Raw genomic sequence first — 19,369 nt, forward strand, 5'->3', positions numbered from 1 at the left:
GAATGGCCCGAGCGTGAGCGGGCTTATAGAAAGAAGGTTTTTGGAAGTCAATCCGGCCCGTCCAGGAGCATTTTTTCACGGGGCCAGAGGCGAAATTGGCAAAAAAGCCGCAAATCGCATAATCTTGACCGATCAAGCCTTCGTGAAGACCGCGTCATGACGAGTGAAGTCCTGTCCACGGATGAAAAGGCACGCCCGGAGACGGTGAGTTCGCCGCGCCGGGTGCCGCTGTCGCGCGGCCTGTCGACGAAGCTTCTTTTGCTCACCATCGTCTTCGTGCTGCTCGCCGAAATCCTGATCTTCCTGCCCTGGATCGCCAGCTACCGGGTGAACTGGCTGAAGGAGCGGCTGAGCACTGCCGCCGCGGTGTCGATCGTCTTGTTGCAGGGCGAGCCCAACTCGCTGTCGCACACCGCCCAGAACGACGTGCTGATGGCGATCGGCGCCAAGGCGATCGCGGTGCGCGACGGCGGCGTCTCGCGGCTGCTGGTCGTGGCCGACATGCCGCCGAAGGTCGACGAGCATGTCGACATCGCCAATGTCGGCCTGGTCAACGGCATGACCGGCGCGCTGGAGACGCTGTTCGCCGGCGGCAACCGCATGCTGCGCGTCTTCGGGCCGGTCGGCGACAGCGACAAGGAATTCGAGCTGATCATGCCGGACTACAGTTTGCGCAACGCGATGCTGCGCTATTCGCGCAACGTCGCCGTCGTCTCGCTGCTTATCTCGCTGTTCACCGCCATGCTCGTCTATGCGGCGATCGACCTGATCATGATCGGCCCGATCCGCACCATGACGCGCTCGATCCTGTCCTTCTCCGAAGCGCCCGACGATCCCGGGCGCATAATCTGCCCGACGGAGCGCTCCGACGAGATCGGCGTCGCCGAGCGCGAGCTGGCGCAGATGCAGGATCGGCTGCAAAAAATGCTGTCCGAGCAGAAGCACCTCGCCGATCTCGGCCTCGCCGTCTCCAAGATCAACCACGACATGCGCAACATCCTCGCCTCCGCGCAGCTGATGTCCGATCGCCTGCGCCAGGTGAAGGACCCGACCGTGCAGTCCTTCGCGCCGAAGCTCCTTCGCGCGCTCGACCGCGCCGTCGCCTATTCGGAAGGCGTGCTCGCCTATGGCCGCACGCAGGAACCGGCGCCGTCGCGCCGCCGCCTCAGGCTGCGCCAGCTGGTCGACGACGTGCACGGCCTGCTCGACATCGAGGAAGGCATCGAGTTCATCAACGCCGTCGAGCTCACCTTCGAGGTCGATGCCGATTCCGACCAGCTGTTCCGTGTGCTCACCAATCTCTGCCGCAACGCCGTGCAGGCGATGGCCGCCGACACCGAGAGCGCGGTGGTGCGCCGGCTCGCCGTCTCGGCCGAGCGGCTTGGCAGCGTCAGCCGCATCACCGTCACCGACACCGGGCCTGGCCTGCCGCCAAAGGCGCGCGAGAACCTGTTCGCGGCCTTCCGCGGCTCGGCGCGCAGCGGCGGCACCGGCCTGGGCCTTGCAATCGCCTATGAGCTGATCCGCGCCCATGGCGGCACGGTCGAGCTCGTCGAATCGATCGGCGGCCGCACGGTCTTCGCCGTCACCATCCCCGACCAGCCGGTGCGGCTCGACCAGGCGCGCGGAAGTTTGCGCCGGCCTGCCTGAGGTGTGGCGAGATTCAGGTGAGGCCGAGGCGAAAATGGCGGCTTCCTGCGCTTCCGGTGCTCACATACTTCAAGTACGCTCCGCTCCGGCCTTCGCCGGCCGAAGCCCTCATAAATGTCTCCGTCCTATGAAGGCTACGGCAGGCGTAGGCCGGTTCTCGGAATCCACCATTTTCGCCTCGGCCTGACCTGAATCTCGCCACACCCCCACATTGGCAAAACGCCTGCGACAAAACTTTTGCCGGATCGGCTTGCTTTTCGCAAATTCAGTCGTTAGGGAACACTCCACATCGCGGCCGGCCGTCTCGACCGGATCGCGGGGCTTGTGTCATGCACGGCCTGTTGCGCGCCCGTAGCTCAGCTGGATAGAGCACCAGACTACGAATCTGGGGGTCAGGAGTTCGAATCTCTTCGGGCGCGCCAACTTCACCGAATCTATTATTTCACGCGATCAGCGGCTCGCAGCAGAGCGATCGTCGAACGCAATTCTTTGATAAGGCTTTCGCCCCGTTCGTGTTTTAACGGTCGAGACCCCAAACGTCCGGATTTCGTGCGAAGTACTCGATCAGCATCTCGGTGAGGACCCGTACTTTCCGCGGGGGATGCTGACCGGGCGGGCGGATGACATACGCGCCGGCCGAAGGTGGTGGATAGCGTGTCATAATCGGAACGAGCGCTCCGGAGGCCACATAGTCATACGTGATGCAATCGGGGAGCCAGGCGATGCCGAGCCCCGCCACTGCGGCGGCGGCAAGCGCCGTAGCGTTGTCGGCCTTGAATCTGCCCTGAGGCTGAACCGTGACGATTTTGTCGCCATCCATGAACTGCCAGGCTTCCGTCCCCTGCATGAGGGCCTGATGGGTGACGAGCTGTTCTACCGTCTCAGGTGAACCGTGCGCTTTAATATAATCCGGGCTTGCGACAAGCTTTCCATTGATCGGCCCGACGCGCTTCGCGATCAGGTTGGAGTCCTGAAGGTAACCAACCCGGACCGCGCAATCGAAACCCTCTGCGATCAGATCGACGAAGCGATCGCTGTAGGAGGTGTGGATGTGGAGCTGCGGGTGGTGTTGCGCCATTTCCGCAAGCACGGGAGCGAAGTGGGTCGGGCCGAAAGAAAGCGGCATGGCAACCCTCAGGCGGCCGCGCAGCTCACCGGTTGGGAGCATCGTTTCCCTGGCCGTGTCGATCTCGGCGCTGGCTCGGGCCGCATGGTCTCTGAAGGTGATCCCCGCTTCCGTAAGCGCTGCCCCGCGGGTCGTTCGCGCAAGAAGCTGAACGCCGAGTTCCGCTTCGATCCGGAAAAGCCGCCGACTGACTATTGACTTGGAGACGCCGAGCCGGCGAGCGGCGGCCGATACGCCCCCTGCATCGGCCACTGCGACGAATGTCTGTAGATCTTCGATGTCCATTCCGGCGTTCCTCGTTTCGCGACACAGCTTGCCTGATTATGGCACTACCGCATCACCAATAGGAACAGCATATTGCGTCCAGGCAACGTCGCCCGCTGGCGCATGTCTCCCGTGAACCCATTGCCGTCATAGCGGCAGAGAAAGGAAGTCTTGATGACCCCTCGCAACGGCCTCGATTCGCTTCTTCGTCCCGAAGATTCGGTCCTCGTTCTGATCGATCACCAGCCTTATCAACTCGCAAATCTCAACAGCCACGATCCGCACATGGTGGTCAACAACACGACCGCGCTGGCGAAGCTAGCAAAAGCCTTCAATGTTCCGACCATTCTCACCAGCGTGATCGCGGCGCGCGGTGGACTTCTCTTTAAGCAGATCACCGACGTATTTCCGGACCAGGAAGTCATCGATCGCACCTGGGTGAACACCTGGCAGGACGAGAATGTGGCGAACGTCGTCAAGGCGACCGGCCGCAAGCAGCTGATCATCGCCGGCCTGTGGACCGAGGTCTGCGTCGCAATGCCTGTGATCCAGACCGCCGGCGAAGGCTGGGACGTGACCGTGATCACCGACGCGTCGGGCGGGATTTCGAAGGAGTCTCACGAAGTTGCCATCCAGCGAATGATCGCGGCCGGCGCGAACGTGATGACCGTGATGGCGCTCGCTGGCGAATGGCAACGCGATTGGGCGCGCACCGAGCATGTCGAGGAGCTGACCGAGATTCTCATCCAGCACTTCGGCGGCAGCGGCATCGCGTATCTTTGGGAGCAGCAACTTCTCAACACGCCAGTAGCTGGCTGATCCCGGCCGGGATGGCGAGCATTCGGTGAGGGTCGGGATCGATCCGTTTGCCGGCCCTCGCCATCCTCGCCCTTCTGGCGTTAACCTGAGTTCGGAGCCCTGACCACGTTTGGCGGTCACTTGACCGCTCGGGACGGCGCATTAGATGCAGGCCCGAATCCGCTGAAAGACAAAGACAGGTGACAGTCGGAGGAGCGGGATGCTTTGGCTTGGCAGATGGCGTAATCAGTATGGGTCCGTCCTCGACATCACCGGCGAGGACGGCGGCCGGATTGAAGGCACGTTTCGTACGGCGCTCGACGACAGCAGCTTTTATGGACAGACCGTGCCGATATTCGGCATCGCGCATGGCGATGTGATTGGAGTAACGGCCGCCGGCGAGGGTACGGCCGGTCCCGCCGCGGTGAGCTACACCGGCATATTGCGGGACGGCAAGCTGGAGACGATGTGGCTGACCGTGGCAGGCAGCACCATCACCGGCCAGGAGGGCGAAACCGCTTCCCGCAAGCAGGTAGGAACCTGGCGTGCCTTTGGCACCAGCCTCGACACCTTCGTCCGAGAATAGCCAAGCTGGCATCACCGGCATTGCCGTTCGATGCGATACCTGTAGGCCGACTACATCCGCAATGTGTTCGCGACGACCAACGACGACGTCACGAACGCGATGTCCATACAAGTCATCCATACACGAGGAGTTGCTCGACCCCATTCATGAGGCGGCCGCTTCAGATGGCGATTGACGCATGCTTGCACCGAATGCGGCAAGCGCGGTCAGGAGCAGGGTTGCGGTGGTCCAGTGCAATGCGCTTGCCGGCAGGCCCTTGGCGATCAGCAAGCCGCCGAGCGCCGCACCTAGAGCGGAGCCGAGATAGATAGTGGAGTTGTTGAGCGCGATCACCAAGGGTCCGTTCTCCGGCTCGATGCTCAGCAGACGACTTTGCTGGGGGGCAAAGGTCGCCCATCCCGTGAATGACCAGACGATCAGAGCGGTGCTGATCGTGATCATGTTTGAAGCCGCCCATCCGAGTAGGGCCTGGTTGACGACCGCGGTGGCGAGGCAGACATTTATGGGAAGGCTCGAGCCGAAGCGATCTGTGAGACGTCCGCCAGCCTGGCTGCCCATCAATCCGCCGAGGCCGTAGACAAGGAACAGCGCGACTACTTGGCTCGAGGCGTGGCGCTCGGCGAGCGCCGCCTAGGTAAGTATAGCTCGTAAAGTTTGCCGTGCACCAAAGCAGGCTCGGGAGGAGCGCAAGCAGTACCCGCGGCTTGGCCAGCGGGGCGAAGCGTGCGCCAAGCCCAACCGGCGCTGCAGTACCTTGACCCTCGCGAAGTGGGCTGGAGATCAATATGGCGACGGCGGCCGCCGACAGGAGCGCCACAAACCAGAAGGTGGCGTGCCAACCTAGACGCTGGCCAAAGAAGACACCGAACGGCACGCCGACCGCTGCGGATGCCGTCAAGCCAAAGGCGACGGCAGCGAGCGCCGACCCCCTGCGTTCCGGCCTCGCCAGCCCGGCAGCGAGCGCGTAGGCGGTCGGCGTGTATAGAGCGGCGGCAATACCGGCCAGCACGCGCGCGGCGATCAGAAAAACGTAAAGCGGAGCCAGAGCGCAGAGGGCGTTCGAGAGCGCGAACAGGCCAAGCGCTGCCGTAACGGTTTGCTCCCGGGGCAGCTTCACAGTGAGGGCCGCCAGTAACGGGGCGCCGAGTGCGTAGGTCAGCGCGTAGGCCGTGGCTACCTGACCGGCCGCGTCCAGTCCAACCCGAAGGTCCGCCGCGATAGCTGGCAGGATGCCCGAGACCACGAAGGCGTCGGTGCCGATGGCAAAGGTTCCCACCGTCAGCAACCAGACACGTCGATCGAAAGCCCGAGCGCCCGTGGCGGATGTAGGCATGATACAGGCGACGCAGTTTACAGGGGTGCTTATCGCGGCGGCTTGATCTTGATGACGATCTTGCCGACATTGCTCCGGTCAATGAGCTGGTCCTGCGCCGCAGCGGCGTCCCCAAGCGAATAAACGCCCGAGATCTGCGGCGTAAGCCAACCTTCGCGGATTGCCTGCCAGACGGCCGCAGCACGCATACGCCGCTCTTTTGGATCGACGATGTAGTCGAAGAGATCGCACCCGTGGATCGCGCGCGACTTATGGATCAGGTGGTGTACGTTGACCGGATCGGCCTCGCCGCTGACAAGTCCATAGGTGACTATGTTCCCGCGCGTCGCGACGAGTTCGAGATCGCCGGCCAACGTCGTTTTGCCGATGCCATCGATGATGAGATCGACGCCTCTGCCGTTGGTGAAGTCACGGCCGGCCGCGACAAAATCGTCCCTGGTGTAGTCAATGACGCAATCGGCGCCGAGCCTCTTGACCACGTCGACCTTGCTGGTGCTGCACGTACCGATCACGGTGGCGCCAAGGTGCTTCGCCCACTGCACGAGGTTGCGTCCCATCCCGCCGGCGGCAGCGTGAACCAGCACCGTCATGTCCGGCTGCACGGGCCTGATCTCATTGAGCATGTAGTGCGTCGTCATGCCCTGCGCAGTCATTGCAGCCGCTGTCTCGAACGAGATGTCGTCCGGGAGCGGCACTACTTTGTCGGCCTCGATTGCGATAAGCTCGCTATAGGCGCGCTCAAGACCGGCGCTCTCGTTTTGCATATAGGCGACGCGATCGCCGACCTTGAAGTCCCCGACTGACGAACCGATCGCCAAAACCATGCCCGCGCCCTCGGTGCCGGGCACAAAAGGGGTGGGCACGGCCGGAAAGGGATACCAGCCGCGCCGCATGGCAATGTCGATGAAATTCACGCCGGCATAGTGGTTGGCGATGATGACTTGGTCGGAAGCCGGAGTCGGTTCGGGTCTGTCGACCAGAGCCAGCACGTCCGATTCGCCGTAGGCGGTCACCTCAATCACTTTCATGATCTGATCCTCGTCTCGAACGGTAGGGCAAGACTTGCGCGCTCCATATCCGCTGAGATACACACGGATCGGTCATTTGCCCAATCGATGGCACCCCTGATGGGAATCGATCACGCTAATCTCGCTCGGCTCGACCTCAACCTCCTTGTGGCGCTTGATGCGTTGCTGGCGGAGAGGAGCGTGACGCGCGCCGCGGCGCGGGTGGGCCTGGGACAGTCGGCGATGAGTTACAACCTTTCGCGCCTGCGGGAGTTGTTCCGTGACGAACTGCTGGTGCGTAGTGCCGGTGGAATGCGTCCGACCCCGAAGGCGCTGGCACTGGCCACACCGGTACGCGCGGTGCTGACCGGCGTGGCGACGATCGCCCTCGAACAACGGGGCTTCGAGCCGGCTACGGCGGAGCGCCGCTTCCGTATTGCCATCCCCGACAGCCTAGAAAGCACGCTGCTACCGCGGCTGTTAGGCGCGCTTGCTGCGGAGGCGCCCAGCATCGCAGTGCAGGTGCGTTCCACAGACCGCTTTGCGGTGCTCGACTTGCTGGACCGAGGCGAACTCGACCTCGGTATCGGCGTGTTTACGGAAGGAGATACGACCCACAAGCGGCGCGTCTTATACCCTGAAGGCTACCTGTGCCTTTATCCACCCGACTTGGTTCAGGTGTCCGCACCGATCACCCTGAACGAATACGTATCGCTGCCGCATGTGCTGGCGTCGTCGCGGGAGGATCCGCGCGGCGTCGTCGACGATGCGCTAGCACTGCTTGGGCAAGGCCGACGTGTGTTACTGTCCACGCCGCATTTCCTTGCCATTCCGCACCTTCTGCGGCCGGTAGGCGCGATTGCGACCCTGCCGGCAGCGCTGGCTCAGAGCTTCGTGCAGCAGTTCCAATTGGCGACCAGCAAACTGCCGTTTGACCTGCCGAGCTTCCAGGTGTCGATGCTCTGGCATGCCTCGTACGACCGCGATCCTGCGCATCGATGGCTGCGGGAAAAGATCGCTGGTGTCGTCCCCAGCATCAATTCCATGGATAGGCTCGTGTGACGCAACGACAGTGGAGCGCGAATGGCGCAGATCATGTGCCGCCTCCGGCGCTCAGGCCGGGCAGTTCTTCCGTCCAGCGTCGGAACAGCGCGCTGGCATTGCCGCCTCCGAAGCCGAAGCCGTTGATGATCGCAGCCTCGCCTTCCAGAAGAAGCCGATAGATCAGCCGCACCGCGGAGCTGCATGATGTCCTTTCTTCACTGGATTGCTCGAAGTGCAGCAGAGCGCAGCTTCTCGCGACATATATTCTTTGTCGCTATTGGGAGACTGCGGCGCCCTTGTCGGTCCAGGTGGGCGGCAGACCAAATCGGGCGGCGACCATTCCCGGAATGCCGGGAGCCGTTCCGAACGCCTTGCAGGCGTCGTATTTCGGATTGCCGCCGAGAGAAGCCCTCAGTCTTTGCATCGATGGTATCGCCGGCATTCCCTTGAACGGGTCCTGGCCCTTGACCAGCATGCGGCTGAAGTCGGCGGCGAAAGCCGAAGAAAGGGAATATGCATCCCCTACGGGGGACACTCGAGCTCTTGTCGTGATCATGTTCGCACCGCGAGACCAGAGCATGGATGCCCTCTGCGATCCGTCCCTGCCGACCGCTTCGGCCTCAATGGCTAGGCCGCCGAGGCCGATCGGAAGCCGGGGGATTGGAACCCCGAGCCCCGCCACCGAGCCGCCGACCGACGCAACGATGGAACCCGCCGCTGCAGTACGATTGGTCGCAACGATGTCGGTGACCGTCGCGTGGATGAGGAGGTCCGCCGGCTGGCTCGTGGCCACGACCTTGAAGCGGTCGCTAAGGTCGGTGCAGAGCGCCCGGTCTATCGCGTTGGTGACGAGCGCCAGGTCTTTGGGATCGAAGCCACGGCTGCCGATCTGCGTCGAGGTCGGTACGATGCGCACCGTCTGCGCGGCAAGCACCGGCGTCGAATCCACACGCAATTTCGCTTTCGTGAGCGTGCTGCCCGATGGGCTCAATCCGGCATAGGAACTCAGGGACGTGCCCTCGGGCAAGGGCACACTTGTGCAGGCGTACAACCATGAGAATAGGGCCACGCAGAGCGCTGCTCGCGGCCGCATTTCAAGTCGTCGAAGCTTCAAGATCATTGTCGAATCGTCTGAACCGCGATCATGGGTTCAGGCTTTACCGGCCCCAGCGTTAATGGCGGTAAAGGCAGTGTAAAGTTGGGTAAACTTACGATCAGCCTCGATCTTCAGCCGGCGCACACGACGCCGGCTGCCGGGAAGCGCCGGCATGATGGCGCGGCCACTGGCCTGTGGCAGTGGGGCGTCTGGCCGCAGATAGGTGTCTTTCTACGCAAGCGGATCGAGGTAAGTATTGCGGCGCAAGCCTGCCGCAGACGGTAGGTTTCTCTTCATTGCAATCTGCTGTCTTCGCCTGATTTGCCTCAACAACCGCACGCAGGCTCGGGGGAACTGTTTGGCCAGGCGGGCAGCCCAGCTGTCAAAAGAGGTGCAACATCGGCTTAAGGAGCCTTGCAGATTGCAATGACTCGATTAGTTCGGACCCGGGGATTGCCAGGAGAAAGCAAGAACTGTCGATAGCAGTACGCTTCAGCGCAACTGGGTTGAATGTCATGGGCGACTGATGTGCGACGTCGCGGGCGCTTCGTCTGAGGCGAGGGAAGAAGGCGGGAACCTCGTGGCAATATTCCCGGTAAGCATCGCCGAAAAGCCCGTCCAGAGCGATCGATTCACGGGCTGAGACATAGGCGAATACCAGATACCCAAACAAAAAGTAGAAGGCCGCAATCGCGAGTGAGCCGAAAGTCAGGCCGATGCCGGCAAGCCCCAGGGAAGAAAAGAAATACAGCGGATTGCGGGTATATTTATAGGGGCCGGTCGTAATGAGCTCTCGATTCTTGCGTCCGCCTATATACAGCGATGCCCAGCATCGCCCGGCGACACATATGATGACAAATGCGAAACCCATAAATTCCATGCCTTGGCGAGGACGAGTCTCCGGCGGCCAGGCGCTTTGCGCCAAAAGGATTGGCGTCAAAAGCAATGGTACGGCCAGCCAGAGGAACCGCATCCTCTTGCTCTGCTGAAACACCGCCGTGGTTGCCGACATTAGTCCACTTTCTCGCATTTGAAGAACCGGGATCACGGTCCAGCTTTAGCGATGCCGGCGTTAATGGCCGTAAAGGCAGTGTAAAATTGGGTAAAACTTGCGATCAGCCTCGATCGTTTGCCGGACTGTAAATCGCCGGCTGCCGGGGAATCTCCAGCGTGATGGCCAGGCCGCCGACGTCCGGTAGCGACGCATGTACTCGTCCGCCATGGCGCTCGATGGCCTGTCTGGCGATCGCAAGGCCAAGACCGTACCCGCCTCTCGGTGCCGCGTCGTTCCCGCGGGAGAATGGCTGGAAGATTCGTTCGAGTTCGTCTCGCCTGACGCCCGGCCCCTGATCCGCTACGCACACCTTGAGGAGGTCGTCCGTCGTCTCGCATTGCACGGTGATTTGCGAATGTTCGGCGGTGTATTTGACGGCGTTGCGAATGACGTTTTCCAGCGCGCGGCAGATCAGCTCGCCTTCGACCTCGGCAAGGAAGCTGTCGTCAACATTGGTGGTGATCGAAACCTTGCGTGCCTGGGCTTCGAACGCTGCGTCGCCCAGGATTTCGTTCAGGAGATCGATGACGTCCAGCGTCTGCGTCTTCAGCGGGAGACGGGAACCGGCTGTCAGCCTGGCGAGAGTCAGAACTTCGCCGACCAGCGAATCGAGCCGTTCGACCTCCCGGTCCATGCGGTCCAGCATGGCATCGAGTTTCGCCGGACTCTGCCGAAGGACACCCCCAACGGCCTGCAGACGTGACAGCGGGGAGCGCAGTTCATGGGACACGTCATGGAAAAGTCTCTGCTGTGCATCTTGCAGCTGCTGCAACCGCGCGGCGCTGGAATCGAAATCATGCGCAAGCGCGGAGACCTCGTCCTTCCGACCTGCCGTCTTGTGACCGATGCGGACGTCGAAACGGCCGTGGGCGAGCGCGCTCAGGCCGTCGCGAAGGTGCACAACAGGACCAATGAGATATCGGGCGAGCGCGGCCGCCGATATCGCGCTCGAAATCAGAATACCGAACCCCGGTACGAATGGACCAAGCTTGTCGAGAATGACGCTGTATTGCTCAGGCACGGAGACCCGATAGCAAATCCCGTCCTTCAGGACAGTTCTTGTCTCCGCCGTGCTCCTATCGGTGCATGCGCCGGAATCCGCGATCTTGGAGATCGTGAGACCGACCGATACCGTATCCTCGCTTGTACGGGCAAAGCGCCGAGCAGCATCTTCACCATCCTTGGCAAGCAGGTTTTCAGTCAGGTTGAGGATGACTTCCCGCTTCTGATGTTCCAGTTTCGAGGCGGAAGGAAGCGTCTGAAAAAAGTTGAGCGTCAGGATTATGATCGCGACGGACGCGGCAAGCGTCAGCCAGATTATCACGAAGAACTTCTTAAACAGTCGAGGCATGTCGGTCCAAAAGAAGCTGATAGCCTTGGCCGCGGACAGACTTTATCCATGACTGTCCATCCTCCCTGAGGCCGAGCTTCTGACGCACGCTGCTGATATGGACGTCGATGCGGCGATCGAATGGGGTTAGCGGCTTTCCAAAGGCCTGTTTCGATATGTCTTGCTTCGGCACCAGCTGACCGGCGTTGCGAGCGAGAACTTCGAGCAGGCTGAACTCCGTGCCGGTAAGCTCCAGCGGCTGTCCGTTCCATTCGGCGGTTCTGTTGCCTGGATGAACCACCAGCCGCCCGGCTCTTAGCGTGTCGGTGGCTGCCGCAGGCTGGTTCGCACGACGAAGGATCGCGCGCACCCTGGCCGCGAGCTCTCCCGGCGAACAGGGTTTCGTCACATAATCGTCGGCACCGAGGCTCAGGCCGGATATCCGGTCAATGTCATCGCCTCTCGCCGTCAGCATCAGCACGGGAACCTGGCTCAGCTTCCTGATCCTCTGCAGGACCTCGATCCCGTTCATTCGGGGTATCATGATATCGAGCACGATCAGGTCCACCGAGTTGCGCGCGGCAGCAGCAATCGCTGTGCCACCGTCCGTGCCTGTCGCGACGTCGTACCCTTCTTCGACCAGGTATTCCTGCATCAGCGTCGTCAACTCGACATCGTCGTCGATGAGGAGGACCTTGTTCATTACACTCCGTCCGTCATTCATGCCGGCCACCCATAAAGCACAAACGCGCGCGGGCGGCAGGTTTTTACCCAGCTTAACACTACCTTGACCGCATTTAACGTTCATCCGGCCACTCATGGACCGGCGACACCGGTCGCGTTCGACCGCCGCAGGTGATCCGGGAATTTTGCGGAATGGCGCGACACGTTCTCGAGCACTTGCACAATCAGGTGGGGCAACCAGCAACCTGCTCGGTCACAGGCGATCATCCACCAGGCCTAGATGATCGCCTGCAATATTGCTCGGAACGGCGGTCCGAGGACTTAGACTTACATCTCTTTTTCCCACCAGCCGCGGGTGTTCACGTTAGCGGCGTCGGCGAGAGCTTCCAGCGCTGCAATGTCGTCGCTGGAGGGCGTCATGCTGGTGGCTCGGACCAGACCATCGACGTAGTTGGGCTTAGTGACGCCGATGATCGGCGTCGCGCCCTTGGCGATAGCCCAAGCTGTCGCGACATCGGGAGCTGCGGCACCTTGGCTCTGGCCGATCGAGGCGAGCTTGTCCGTCAGCGCCTTCAACTGAGGCAGCATGCCATTGTAAGTCTCCGCCCGGCTGCTGCCTTCCGGCAGCGGGTTCTGCGGACTGTACTTGCCGGTCAAGGCGCCCTGTTCAAGCACCATATAGGCGAAGAATGGGATGCCCTGGCTGCGGCAGTAGTCCAGGATGCCGGCATCCTCAGAGCTGCGGTAGAGGAGGCTATAGTGGTTCTGGATGGCCTCGACCCGGAACCCGGCCTCTCCGAGGATCTGGTTGGCGAGCTCGATTTCGCTCAGGTTGTGATTCGAGACGCCCACATGTTTGACCTTCCCGCTCTTCAGCAACGGGATCAGGTGCGGAGTCCACCGGGCTACATCTGCCGGATTGTGAATCCAGTAGAGGTCGATGTAGTCGGTGCCGAGGCGTGCCAGACTCTGCTCCAGCATGTCCGCCACCGGATCATCGCTGGTCCCCGCGGCCTGCGGGGTGAACTTCGTGGAGAGCTGGTAGTCGCTGCGGGCGTAGTGCTTCAGGACCTCCCCGAGCACGGTCTCTGAACGGCCCATGCCGTATACCACGGCGGTGTCCCACAGGGTGAAGCCGGCCGCATGCGCCTTGTCCGCGACCCATTCCAGGCCAGCCCGTGTCAGGGGGCTGCCGAAATAGCCGTCGCCAGTCTCGCCGCTGTCGCCCCAGGCCCAGGTCCCCAGTGCGACCGTGGGTGTCTTCAGATTGTCGATTGTCATGTTCGCTCCATACTTGTTCACTTGTCCTGCGGCTTGGTTACTAACTTGTCCTGCGGCTTGGTTTGCCTGACCAGAGCCTGCTGACACTATGATGCGCGGCGACGCCGAACCGTTAGCCCGATGCGCCGGGATTACTGCCCAATCCTCCAGAAACCGCGTTTCGCATTGCCGCCCTTCCGCGCGCGTGCGATGGTCCATTTCATGGAAACACTGACCGAAATCGCGACGACGATCGCCCGGCACGTCTCGAAGGACGGCTTCCACGCCACTCCCATCGAACGTGTGACGCTTGCTCAATCCTCCACGGTGACGATGCCGATGCCGAATGTTTACCGGCCGCAACTGTGCCTTGTCGCGCAGGGGCAAAAGGAGGTCACGCTGGGCGACCGCGTGTTCAGGTATACACCGGGCCGCTATGGGATCGTGACCCACGACCTGCCGGTGACGGGTCAGGTGGTCGAGGCGACGCCTGACAAGCCCTATCTCTGCCTGTTCCTCGATTTCGATCCGGTCATGCTGGGGCAGTTGGCGCTGCGCGTGCCGCCGCCGCCGGGAGCGCCCTCTCCGCCCATAGGCAAGACGGTGTCCGACGCCGGCACCGGTCTGCTCGACGCGGTGCTACGCATGCTGCGCCTGCTCGACGATCCGGCGGCGCTGCCCGTGCTCGGGCCGCTTGCCGAGCAGGAAATTCTCTATCGCCTGCTCGCCGGCCCGGACGGTGCCAGGATGCGCCACATCACCTCCGGCCAGGGTCGGGTGGCCCAGGTCGGCCGCGCCATCGCGTGGATCGGGCTGAACTTCCGGGAACGGTTCAGCATCGAGCGGCTTGCCGCGGAAGTAGGCATGAGTCCGTCGAGCCTGCATGAGCACTTTCGCGCCGTGACGGCGATGACGCCGCTGCAATTCCAGAAGCAGCTAAGGCTCCAGGACGCGCGCAGCCTGATGCTGGTCCAGGACATCGACGCCACGACCGCCGCCTTCCACGTGGGTTACGAGAGCCCGTCGCAGTTCACTCGCGAATATCGCCGCCACTTTGGAGAACCGCCGGCGCGCGACATAGCCCGCTTGCGCGCTTCGCCGGGCTTGGCAGTGGTAGCTTGAGTTCAGCCTGCCGACGTCGGCGCATTAACGTTTAGTCCAAATATCGCCCCTTGAGCGACGTGGCCTCAAATCCAAATGAGCCCCGCCGCGAAGGGAGCTTGCAGCGTGCGCCCCAGGCCGACTGAGCACGCGGGAGACGAACGACAGCCCGGACCGCGAGTGGCCGCCCGTCGGGGGATACCGCGCCGCGCCTAAGATCGTTCGCGACAGCGTCGCACATGGTCGATGAGCGCCCTCAGCTTCGGCGTCACGGTGTGGCGGCTCGGGAAGTACAGGAAGAAGCCGGCGAAGGGTGGCAACCAGTCGGAGAGGATCGAGACGAGGTCGCCGCGCTCGAGATGGGGCCGGAAGGTTTCCTCCATGCCGAAGGTAATGCCCCCGCCGGCGAGCGCAGTGCGGATCATCAGGAGCATGTCGTTCGTGGTGATCTGCGGTTCGACCGAGACGTCGAAGGCGCGGCCATCCTTCTCGAATTCCCAGCGATAGGGTGCGGTGTGCGGCTGCGGCCGCCAGCCGATACAGCGGTGGCGGACGAGATCGCGCGGATGCTCTGGCGTGCCGTGGCGCGCGAGATAGTCCGGCGTCGCCACCGCGACCTGGCGCTGGTCGCCCGTCAGCGGCACCGCGATCATGTCGCGTTCGATGACCTCGCCGAGGCGTACGCCGGCGTCGAAACCGGCCGCGATGATGTCGAATTCCAGATCGGTCACCGTCACGTCGAGGGTGACGCCGGGATGCGCCTCGCTGAAGGAGGCGATCAGCGGTCCGGACAGGAACTCCTCGGCGATCGAGGTGGCAGCGATCCGCAGGAGACCGCGGGGCTCATCCGCCGAGCCGGACGCCGCTTCGAGGGCGTTCGCGACCTCGGCCAATGGCGCCGAGACCTGGGCCAGGAAGCGCTCGCCGGCCTCGGTCAGGCGCACGCTGCGGGTGGTGCGCAGGAACAGCGTCTGGCCGAGCGCGGTCTCCAGGCGCCGTACGCCCTGGCTCACCGCCGAGCGCGTTACCCCAAGCCGATCGGCCGCGGCGCGGAAATTGCCCGTCTCCGCCACCGCGGCGAACAGGGTGAGGAGGTTGAGATCGATCTGCATTGGTTAGTGTTCCTAACCATAAGGTCCAGTTCGCGGCAAGTTTAATCGACAGCGGGCGATTGCTATCTCCCGGGCATCGATGGCGGGCGCACGGGTGCGCTCCGCCAGCACCACGGAGACAGCAATGACCAATCTGCCCAATACCTATGACCTGACCGGCAAGGTGGCGCTCGTGACCGGCGCGCGTCGCGGCATCGGACGCGCCACGCTCGACCTGCTGCGCGCCCGCGGCGCCCGGATCGTCGCCTCCGACCTCTCCGACGAGGTCCAGGCGCTCGAAGCCGGCGACGTCGCCACGCTGGTGGGCGACGTCTCGGACGAGCGCCTTGCCCGGCGTTCGGTCGAGCTCGCCCGCGAACGCTTCGGCCGGCTCGACATCGTCGTCAGCAATGCCGGACGAACCCTCAACAAGCCGCTGACCGAAACCTCTGTCGAAGAATACGACCGCATCTTCCAGATCAACGCCCGCGGCGCCTTCGTCACGATCCGGGCGGCGGTGCCGCTGATGGAGGAGGGCGGCGCCGTCGTCATCAACGCCTCGCTCTCGGCGACGACGGCGTTCCCGACGCAGGCGGCCTATGCCTCTTCCAAGGCGGCCTCGGCGCAGCTCGCCCGAATCGTCGCGGTCGAGTACGGCCGCCGCGGCATCCGCTGCAACGTAGTCCTGCCCGGCGTTATCGACACCGACATCATGGAAGGCGTGGTCGAGAACGGCCGGGAGATGCTGCGCAGCTTCGGCGACGCCCACCCGATCGGGCGCATCGGCCGCCCGGAGGAGGTGGCCGAGGCGATCGCCTTCCTCGCTTCTCCCGCCTCGAGCTTTATCACCGGGGCGCAGCTCTTCGTCGACGGCGGCTACACGGCGCAGTGAGCGCTCAACCCGTCGCAGCCAACACAATACAGGAGATTGCCATGACCATCGACCAGGTCGTTCTCATCACCGGCGCTTCCAGCGGCATCGGGGAGGCCACCGCGCGCGTCCTCGCCGACGCCGGCGCCACCCTGATGCTGGGCGCGCGGCGGACCGATCGGCTCGCCACGCTCGTCGAGGAGATCGAGGCGAAGGGCGGCCAGGCCGCCGCCCGCGCCCTCGACGTCACCGAACGCGCCAGCATGGAAGCCCTCGTCGCCGAGGCGCGGCAGCGGTTCGGCCGGATCGACGTCCTCGTCAACAATGCCGGGGTGATGCCGCTGTCGCCTCTCGCCGCGCTGAAGGTCGAGGAATGGGATCGGATGATCGACGTCAACATCCGCGGGGTCCTTCACGGCATCGCGGCCGTCCTGCCGGTGATGCAGGCGCAGGGGAGCGGCCACGTCGTCAATATCGGCTCGGTCGGCAGCTTCGAGGTGGTGCCGACCTCGGCCGTCTACAGCGCCACCAAGTTCGCGGTGCGGGCCATCACCGACGGCTTGCGCAAGGAGAACGAGACAATCCGCGCCACCTGCATCTATCCCGGCGTGACGCGCTCTGAGCTCGCAGGCACGATCACCGACGAAGCAGCCGCCCGGGCGATGGTGGAGTACCGCCGCAACGCCATCGAACCGGAGGCGATCGGGCGGGCGGTGCTCTATGCCATCGAGCAGCCGCGGGAGGTCGGCGTCAACGAGATCACCGTCCGTCCTGTCGCACAGAGATAGAGGCGTGTGCGTCTTCGCGATGAGCGGCAGATCACTCACCCGGTCAACAACGGCGCGTTGGTCGACCCGGCCAAATGGCGCGGGCACCATTGCGCTGTCGCGCCGGGAGACCGAATGCGGCCCAGGTTCGAGTGTCCGCTCGCTCTGGGGAGCCCGTTCCGGAAAGATGTCAGCCGGCGAGCTTCGGTTGATCTTATAGAGGCCGACCGGTTGCGTGGCAGTCAGTTCATGCCTTCCACATTGTTGAGCGGAGAATAGCCTGCATGTGCTCTGGCAGGTCGAGTTCGCCGCGTGCCTCGATCTCCAACAGATATCGGGCCTTGGCCAAGCGATCGCCTTCCCTGACTGCCGGGTAGGCGCAGATGGCCAGCAGAGCCTTTTCCTCTGCTCGGCTGGCTCTGTCGCAGTTGCGGCCGCTTCCACCCATTTTATGGACGGCCTTGCCAAACACCGCGTATGCTGTCGTGTGCGCCTCAATCAGCGCACGCAGTTCGCGGGACGTTTCTCGGTCTTGGCGCGGTGGCTCTGTGGCGAGAGCCGCTGCCGCAACCGTCGAGGCGACAACAGCGCTGCTGGAATGAAAGAGCAGAGCGCGGCGGCTGATCCTGGACGTGGTAAACTCTCCTCTTCACTTCATGGCTGGCGAGATTGGGTGTCCCAGAAACCACCTGCACCGTAGCACGAAGGTTCGCGCATTCATGTCAGGATGCGTATCAACCGCACACAAGGGCCGGCCCTTCTTCGATGCCACGAACTTTTGGACCGCGCCGTTCCGGGACTGGGGGCGCAAAAGCCCTGTTGGAAATTTGTCCCTTGGACTCGTCAAGTGTGTGGTTTTCTTCTTTTATTTCAAAGACATAGACGTTCACACTTTCGGCTCGAATGGTGCGCCATTCATGCTCCTGCACTAGATGAACCGGGCATCGATGCCGATCTCGGCCCCAGCTCCGCTCGCGCATGGGACACGATTGCCCCGTCCTACCCCTCCGCGTTGCGGCCGAAACCGGGGATGCGCGCGGCGACCGCCGGCAGCGGCGTGAACGGCTTGTGCGGCTCGGCCTGGTACCAGAAGGCGACCGACGAGATGTCGTCCGAGCGCCGGTTGGCGTGGCCGTGCTCGATGCTGACGCGGATGCGTTGGCGGAAGATCACCGGGTCCTCGATATGCCAGCGATAGAGCGTGACCGGTTCGCTCCAGTTCGGCCCGCCCGCGGCGATGACGCCGTGATAGGGCGCCGAATAATCCTGGGTGGGGCACCAGGCGGTGTTGAAATAGTCCTCCGTGCCGGTGCCGTGCAGCGTCGGCGGCCAGGCGTCATTGGCGCCCGGCGCGCTCTCGCCGCGCGGCGCGATGAGCGCCACTTGCTGGCCGATGCGCCGGTCGGGCTGGCGAACGGGCACCGAGAGACCGGGCTCGCCGTCGACGAAGACCATGTCGTCGCCTTCGCCATACCAGTCCCACTGCGCGGAACGCCGGCGCGAAAAGACGCTGAACAGCACTCCGACATAGTGGCCGCGGCCCTCGGCCTCGAGGATCGTATAATTGTCCTTGCCGTCCGTGTTCTCGCCGCCGAAGAGGAACTGCTCGTTGGTGAGGCCGGTCTCCGCCATGCCTTGGGGCCGCGCCTGGCGGTACTGCGCGTGGAAGCGGCCGAGATCGTCCTCCAGCCCGTCATGCAGCTCGAGGTCGACATAGCAATAGAGCACCAGCTCGTCCTCGGCCTCGTTGCTGACCGTCATCCTCATGCCGGTCGCGAAGGGCATCGGGAAATAGCAGTTGAAGCCCTTGCCGTCCTCGGGGCTTGCCTGCACGGGGAGACTGGCGAAATTCTTCGTGCGGGCGTGACCGATGCCGAAGAAGTCGCCGATGGGCGTCTCGACGCTGGGCTGGTCCTCGCCGTCCCAGTAGGCGCGCAGCACGATCTTGCGCAGAAAGCTTTCGCTGCCGCACGCCAGCGTCGCCCAGATGTGGGTGACGATGCCGGCGCCTTCATATTCGGCGATTGTCACGGTCTCGCCCGGCTCGATGTGCAGGCGGTCGTCGTTGCCGCCGGTGCGGTCGTAGCTGGAAAAGCGTCGCGTCCTGGCATCGCGAAGCTTGGCGAGGCCGCGCAGCGGTGAAAGTCCGGCTTGGGTCATCAGTCGCTCCCGTATTTGTCTCCCTCTCACTTGGGGTCGCCGGTGGATTCGGCAATCTTGCTCGCTCGAAGAACGGGACAAGCATGGGCAGCGCCGGCAAGCTGTCGTGTGAACTTCAGGCAGGGCGCGCAATTCGGCGCAGGCGGC

The 19,369-nt window shown here is 63.3% G+C and carries 17 protein-coding genes, 1 tRNA gene and 2 pseudogenes; 8 read left to right on the forward strand and 12 right to left on the reverse strand.

All coding sequences use genetic code 11. The features are described from left to right. The first annotated feature begins 156 nt into the window (after window positions 1-156). Both RFM40_RS05420 and RFM40_RS05425 read left to right on the forward strand, forming a co-directional pair. The gene (locus RFM40_RS05420; RefSeq protein WP_320225186.1) at window positions 157-1,650 is read left to right on the forward strand and encodes a HAMP domain-containing sensor histidine kinase; all 1,494 of its coding nucleotides are present in this window, start codon (window positions 157-159) and stop codon (window positions 1,648-1,650) included. A 345-nt stretch (window positions 1,651-1,995) separates the two neighbouring features. After that, window positions 1,996-2,072 (forward strand) — tRNA-Arg (locus RFM40_RS05425). Window positions 2,073-2,167: 95 nt separating this feature from the next. Here the strand turns inward: RFM40_RS05425 and RFM40_RS05430 are convergent. Further along, window positions 2,168-3,061 carry a LysR family transcriptional regulator gene (locus RFM40_RS05430; protein WP_320277272.1) on the reverse strand — a complete coding sequence of 298 codons (894 nt, stop codon included), beginning with the start codon at window positions 3,059-3,061 and terminating at the stop codon, window positions 2,168-2,170. 153 nt (window positions 3,062-3,214) lie between these two features. Here RFM40_RS05430 and RFM40_RS05435 point away from each other — a divergent pair, with 153 nt between their 5' ends. Both RFM40_RS05435 and RFM40_RS05440 read left to right on the forward strand, forming a co-directional pair. Beyond that, window positions 3,215-3,859 (forward strand): hydrolase, encoded by a 645-nt coding sequence (locus tag RFM40_RS05435; protein ID WP_320277273.1) that lies wholly within the window; start codon window positions 3,215-3,217, stop codon window positions 3,857-3,859. A gap of 199 nt (window positions 3,860-4,058) precedes the next feature. Further along, window positions 4,059-4,424 carry an avidin/streptavidin family protein gene (locus tag RFM40_RS05440; RefSeq protein ID WP_320277274.1) on the forward strand — a complete coding sequence of 122 codons (366 nt, stop codon included), beginning with the start codon at window positions 4,059-4,061 and terminating at the stop codon, window positions 4,422-4,424. A 144-nt stretch (window positions 4,425-4,568) separates the two neighbouring features. Here the strand turns inward: RFM40_RS05440 and RFM40_RS05445 are convergent. The 3 genes and pseudogenes from RFM40_RS05445 to RFM40_RS05450 form a co-directional block, all read right to left on the reverse strand. Beyond that, window positions 4,569-5,018, reverse strand: a pseudogene (locus RFM40_RS05445) (hypothetical protein); the annotation flags it as partial. A 49-nt stretch (window positions 5,019-5,067) separates the two neighbouring features. Beyond that, window positions 5,068-5,757, reverse strand: a pseudogene (locus tag RFM40_RS33690) (MFS transporter); the annotation flags it as partial. A gap of 29 nt (window positions 5,758-5,786) precedes the next feature. Next, window positions 5,787-6,785 (reverse strand): quinone oxidoreductase family protein, encoded by a 999-nt coding sequence (locus RFM40_RS05450; protein WP_320277276.1) that lies wholly within the window; start codon window positions 6,783-6,785, stop codon window positions 5,787-5,789. Window positions 6,786-6,884: 99 nt separating this feature from the next. On the opposite strand from RFM40_RS05450, the gene RFM40_RS05455 reads away from it, so the two are divergent. Beyond that, the gene (locus RFM40_RS05455; protein ID WP_320277277.1) at window positions 6,885-7,826 is read left to right on the forward strand and encodes a LysR family transcriptional regulator; all 942 of its coding nucleotides are present in this window, start codon (window positions 6,885-6,887) and stop codon (window positions 7,824-7,826) included. A gap of 31 nt (window positions 7,827-7,857) precedes the next feature. Here the strand turns inward: RFM40_RS05455 and RFM40_RS05460 are convergent, their stop codons facing one another. The 6 genes from RFM40_RS05460 to RFM40_RS05485 form a co-directional block, all read right to left on the reverse strand. Further along, entirely contained in the window at window positions 7,858-7,998 is a 141-nt protein-coding gene (locus RFM40_RS05460) for a hypothetical protein (protein ID WP_320225249.1), read from the reverse strand. A gap of 84 nt (window positions 7,999-8,082) precedes the next feature. Further along, on the reverse strand, window positions 8,083-8,928 hold the full coding sequence (locus tag RFM40_RS05465; protein WP_320225192.1) for a DUF3313 domain-containing protein: 846 nt from the start codon (window positions 8,926-8,928) through the stop codon (window positions 8,083-8,085). Window positions 8,929-9,286: 358 nt separating this feature from the next. Further along, entirely contained in the window at window positions 9,287-9,916 is a 630-nt protein-coding gene (locus RFM40_RS05470; protein WP_320277278.1) for a methyltransferase family protein, read from the reverse strand. Between the two features lie 103 nt (window positions 9,917-10,019). Beyond that, window positions 10,020-11,309 carry a HAMP domain-containing sensor histidine kinase gene (locus RFM40_RS05475; protein ID WP_320277279.1) on the reverse strand — a complete coding sequence of 430 codons (1,290 nt, stop codon included), beginning with the start codon at window positions 11,307-11,309 and terminating at the stop codon, window positions 10,020-10,022. Next, window positions 11,293-11,991 (reverse strand): response regulator, encoded by a 699-nt coding sequence (locus RFM40_RS05480; RefSeq protein WP_320277280.1) that lies wholly within the window; start codon window positions 11,989-11,991, stop codon window positions 11,293-11,295. The genes RFM40_RS05475 and RFM40_RS05480 overlap by 17 nt, the downstream gene beginning before the upstream one ends. Window positions 11,992-12,299: 308 nt before the next feature. Next, window positions 12,300-13,253 (reverse strand): aldo/keto reductase, encoded by a 954-nt coding sequence (locus RFM40_RS05485; RefSeq protein ID WP_320277281.1) that lies wholly within the window; start codon window positions 13,251-13,253, stop codon window positions 12,300-12,302. A gap of 201 nt (window positions 13,254-13,454) precedes the next feature. On the opposite strand from RFM40_RS05485, the gene RFM40_RS05490 reads away from it, so the two are divergent. Beyond that, window positions 13,455-14,354: an AraC family transcriptional regulator gene (locus RFM40_RS05490; protein ID WP_320277282.1), complete on the forward strand. Its 900-nt coding sequence runs from the start codon at window positions 13,455-13,457 to the stop codon at window positions 14,352-14,354. A gap of 191 nt (window positions 14,355-14,545) precedes the next feature. Here RFM40_RS05490 and RFM40_RS05495 read toward each other — a convergent pair whose 3' ends face one another. Beyond that, window positions 14,546-15,445, reverse strand: coding sequence for a LysR family transcriptional regulator (locus RFM40_RS05495; protein ID WP_320277283.1), 900 nt, complete (start codon window positions 15,443-15,445; stop codon window positions 14,546-14,548). Window positions 15,446-15,569: 124 nt separating this feature from the next. On the opposite strand from RFM40_RS05495, the gene RFM40_RS05500 reads away from it, so the two are divergent. Beyond that, window positions 15,570-16,316, forward strand: a complete 747-nt coding sequence (locus RFM40_RS05500) for an SDR family NAD(P)-dependent oxidoreductase (protein WP_320277284.1) — start codon at window positions 15,570-15,572, stop codon at window positions 16,314-16,316. A 41-nt stretch (window positions 16,317-16,357) separates the two neighbouring features. Continuing rightward, entirely contained in the window at window positions 16,358-17,083 is a 726-nt protein-coding gene (locus RFM40_RS05505) for an SDR family oxidoreductase (RefSeq protein WP_320218181.1), read from the forward strand. A gap of 978 nt (window positions 17,084-18,061) precedes the next feature. Here the strand turns inward: RFM40_RS05505 and RFM40_RS05510 are convergent. After that, window positions 18,062-19,222 (reverse strand): glycoside hydrolase family 172 protein, encoded by a 1,161-nt coding sequence (locus RFM40_RS05510; RefSeq protein WP_320277285.1) that lies wholly within the window; start codon window positions 19,220-19,222, stop codon window positions 18,062-18,064. Between the last annotated feature and the right edge of the window lie 147 nt (window positions 19,223-19,369).

This window comes from Mesorhizobium captivum, from assembly GCF_033977165.1.
GTDB lineage: Bacteria > Pseudomonadota > Alphaproteobacteria > Rhizobiales > Rhizobiaceae > Mesorhizobium > Mesorhizobium captivum.

Coding starts and splice junctions, on each gene's coding strand:
- RFM40_RS05420 (WP_320225186.1), top strand. CDS start 157: ATGACGAGTGAAGTCCTGTCCACGGATGAAAAGGCACGCCCGGAGACG.
- RFM40_RS05430 (WP_320277272.1), bottom strand. CDS start 3,061: ATGGACATCGAAGATCTACAGACATTCGTCGCAGTGGCCGATGCAGGG.
- RFM40_RS05435 (WP_320277273.1), top strand. CDS start 3,215: ATGACCCCTCGCAACGGCCTCGATTCGCTTCTTCGTCCCGAAGATTCG.
- RFM40_RS05440 (WP_320277274.1), top strand. CDS start 4,059: ATGCTTTGGCTTGGCAGATGGCGTAATCAGTATGGGTCCGTCCTCGAC.
- RFM40_RS05450 (WP_320277276.1), bottom strand. CDS start 6,785: ATGAAAGTGATTGAGGTGACCGCCTACGGCGAATCGGACGTGCTGGCT.
- RFM40_RS05455 (WP_320277277.1), top strand. CDS start 6,885: ATGGGAATCGATCACGCTAATCTCGCTCGGCTCGACCTCAACCTCCTT.
- RFM40_RS05465 (WP_320225192.1), bottom strand. CDS start 8,928: ATGATCTTGAAGCTTCGACGACTTGAAATGCGGCCGCGAGCAGCGCTC.
- RFM40_RS05470 (WP_320277278.1), bottom strand. CDS start 9,916: ATGTCGGCAACCACGGCGGTGTTTCAGCAGAGCAAGAGGATGCGGTTC.
- RFM40_RS05475 (WP_320277279.1), bottom strand. CDS start 11,309: ATGCCTCGACTGTTTAAGAAGTTCTTCGTGATAATCTGGCTGACGCTT.
- RFM40_RS05480 (WP_320277280.1), bottom strand. CDS start 11,991: ATGAACAAGGTCCTCCTCATCGACGACGATGTCGAGTTGACGACGCTG.
- RFM40_RS05485 (WP_320277281.1), bottom strand. CDS start 13,253: ATGACAATCGACAATCTGAAGACACCCACGGTCGCACTGGGGACCTGG.
- RFM40_RS05490 (WP_320277282.1), top strand. CDS start 13,455: ATGGAAACACTGACCGAAATCGCGACGACGATCGCCCGGCACGTCTCG.
- RFM40_RS05495 (WP_320277283.1), bottom strand. CDS start 15,445: ATGCAGATCGATCTCAACCTCCTCACCCTGTTCGCCGCGGTGGCGGAG.
- RFM40_RS05500 (WP_320277284.1), top strand. CDS start 15,570: ATGACCAATCTGCCCAATACCTATGACCTGACCGGCAAGGTGGCGCTC.
- RFM40_RS05505 (WP_320218181.1), top strand. CDS start 16,358: ATGACCATCGACCAGGTCGTTCTCATCACCGGCGCTTCCAGCGGCATC.
- RFM40_RS05510 (WP_320277285.1), bottom strand. CDS start 19,222: ATGACCCAAGCCGGACTTTCACCGCTGCGCGGCCTCGCCAAGCTTCGC.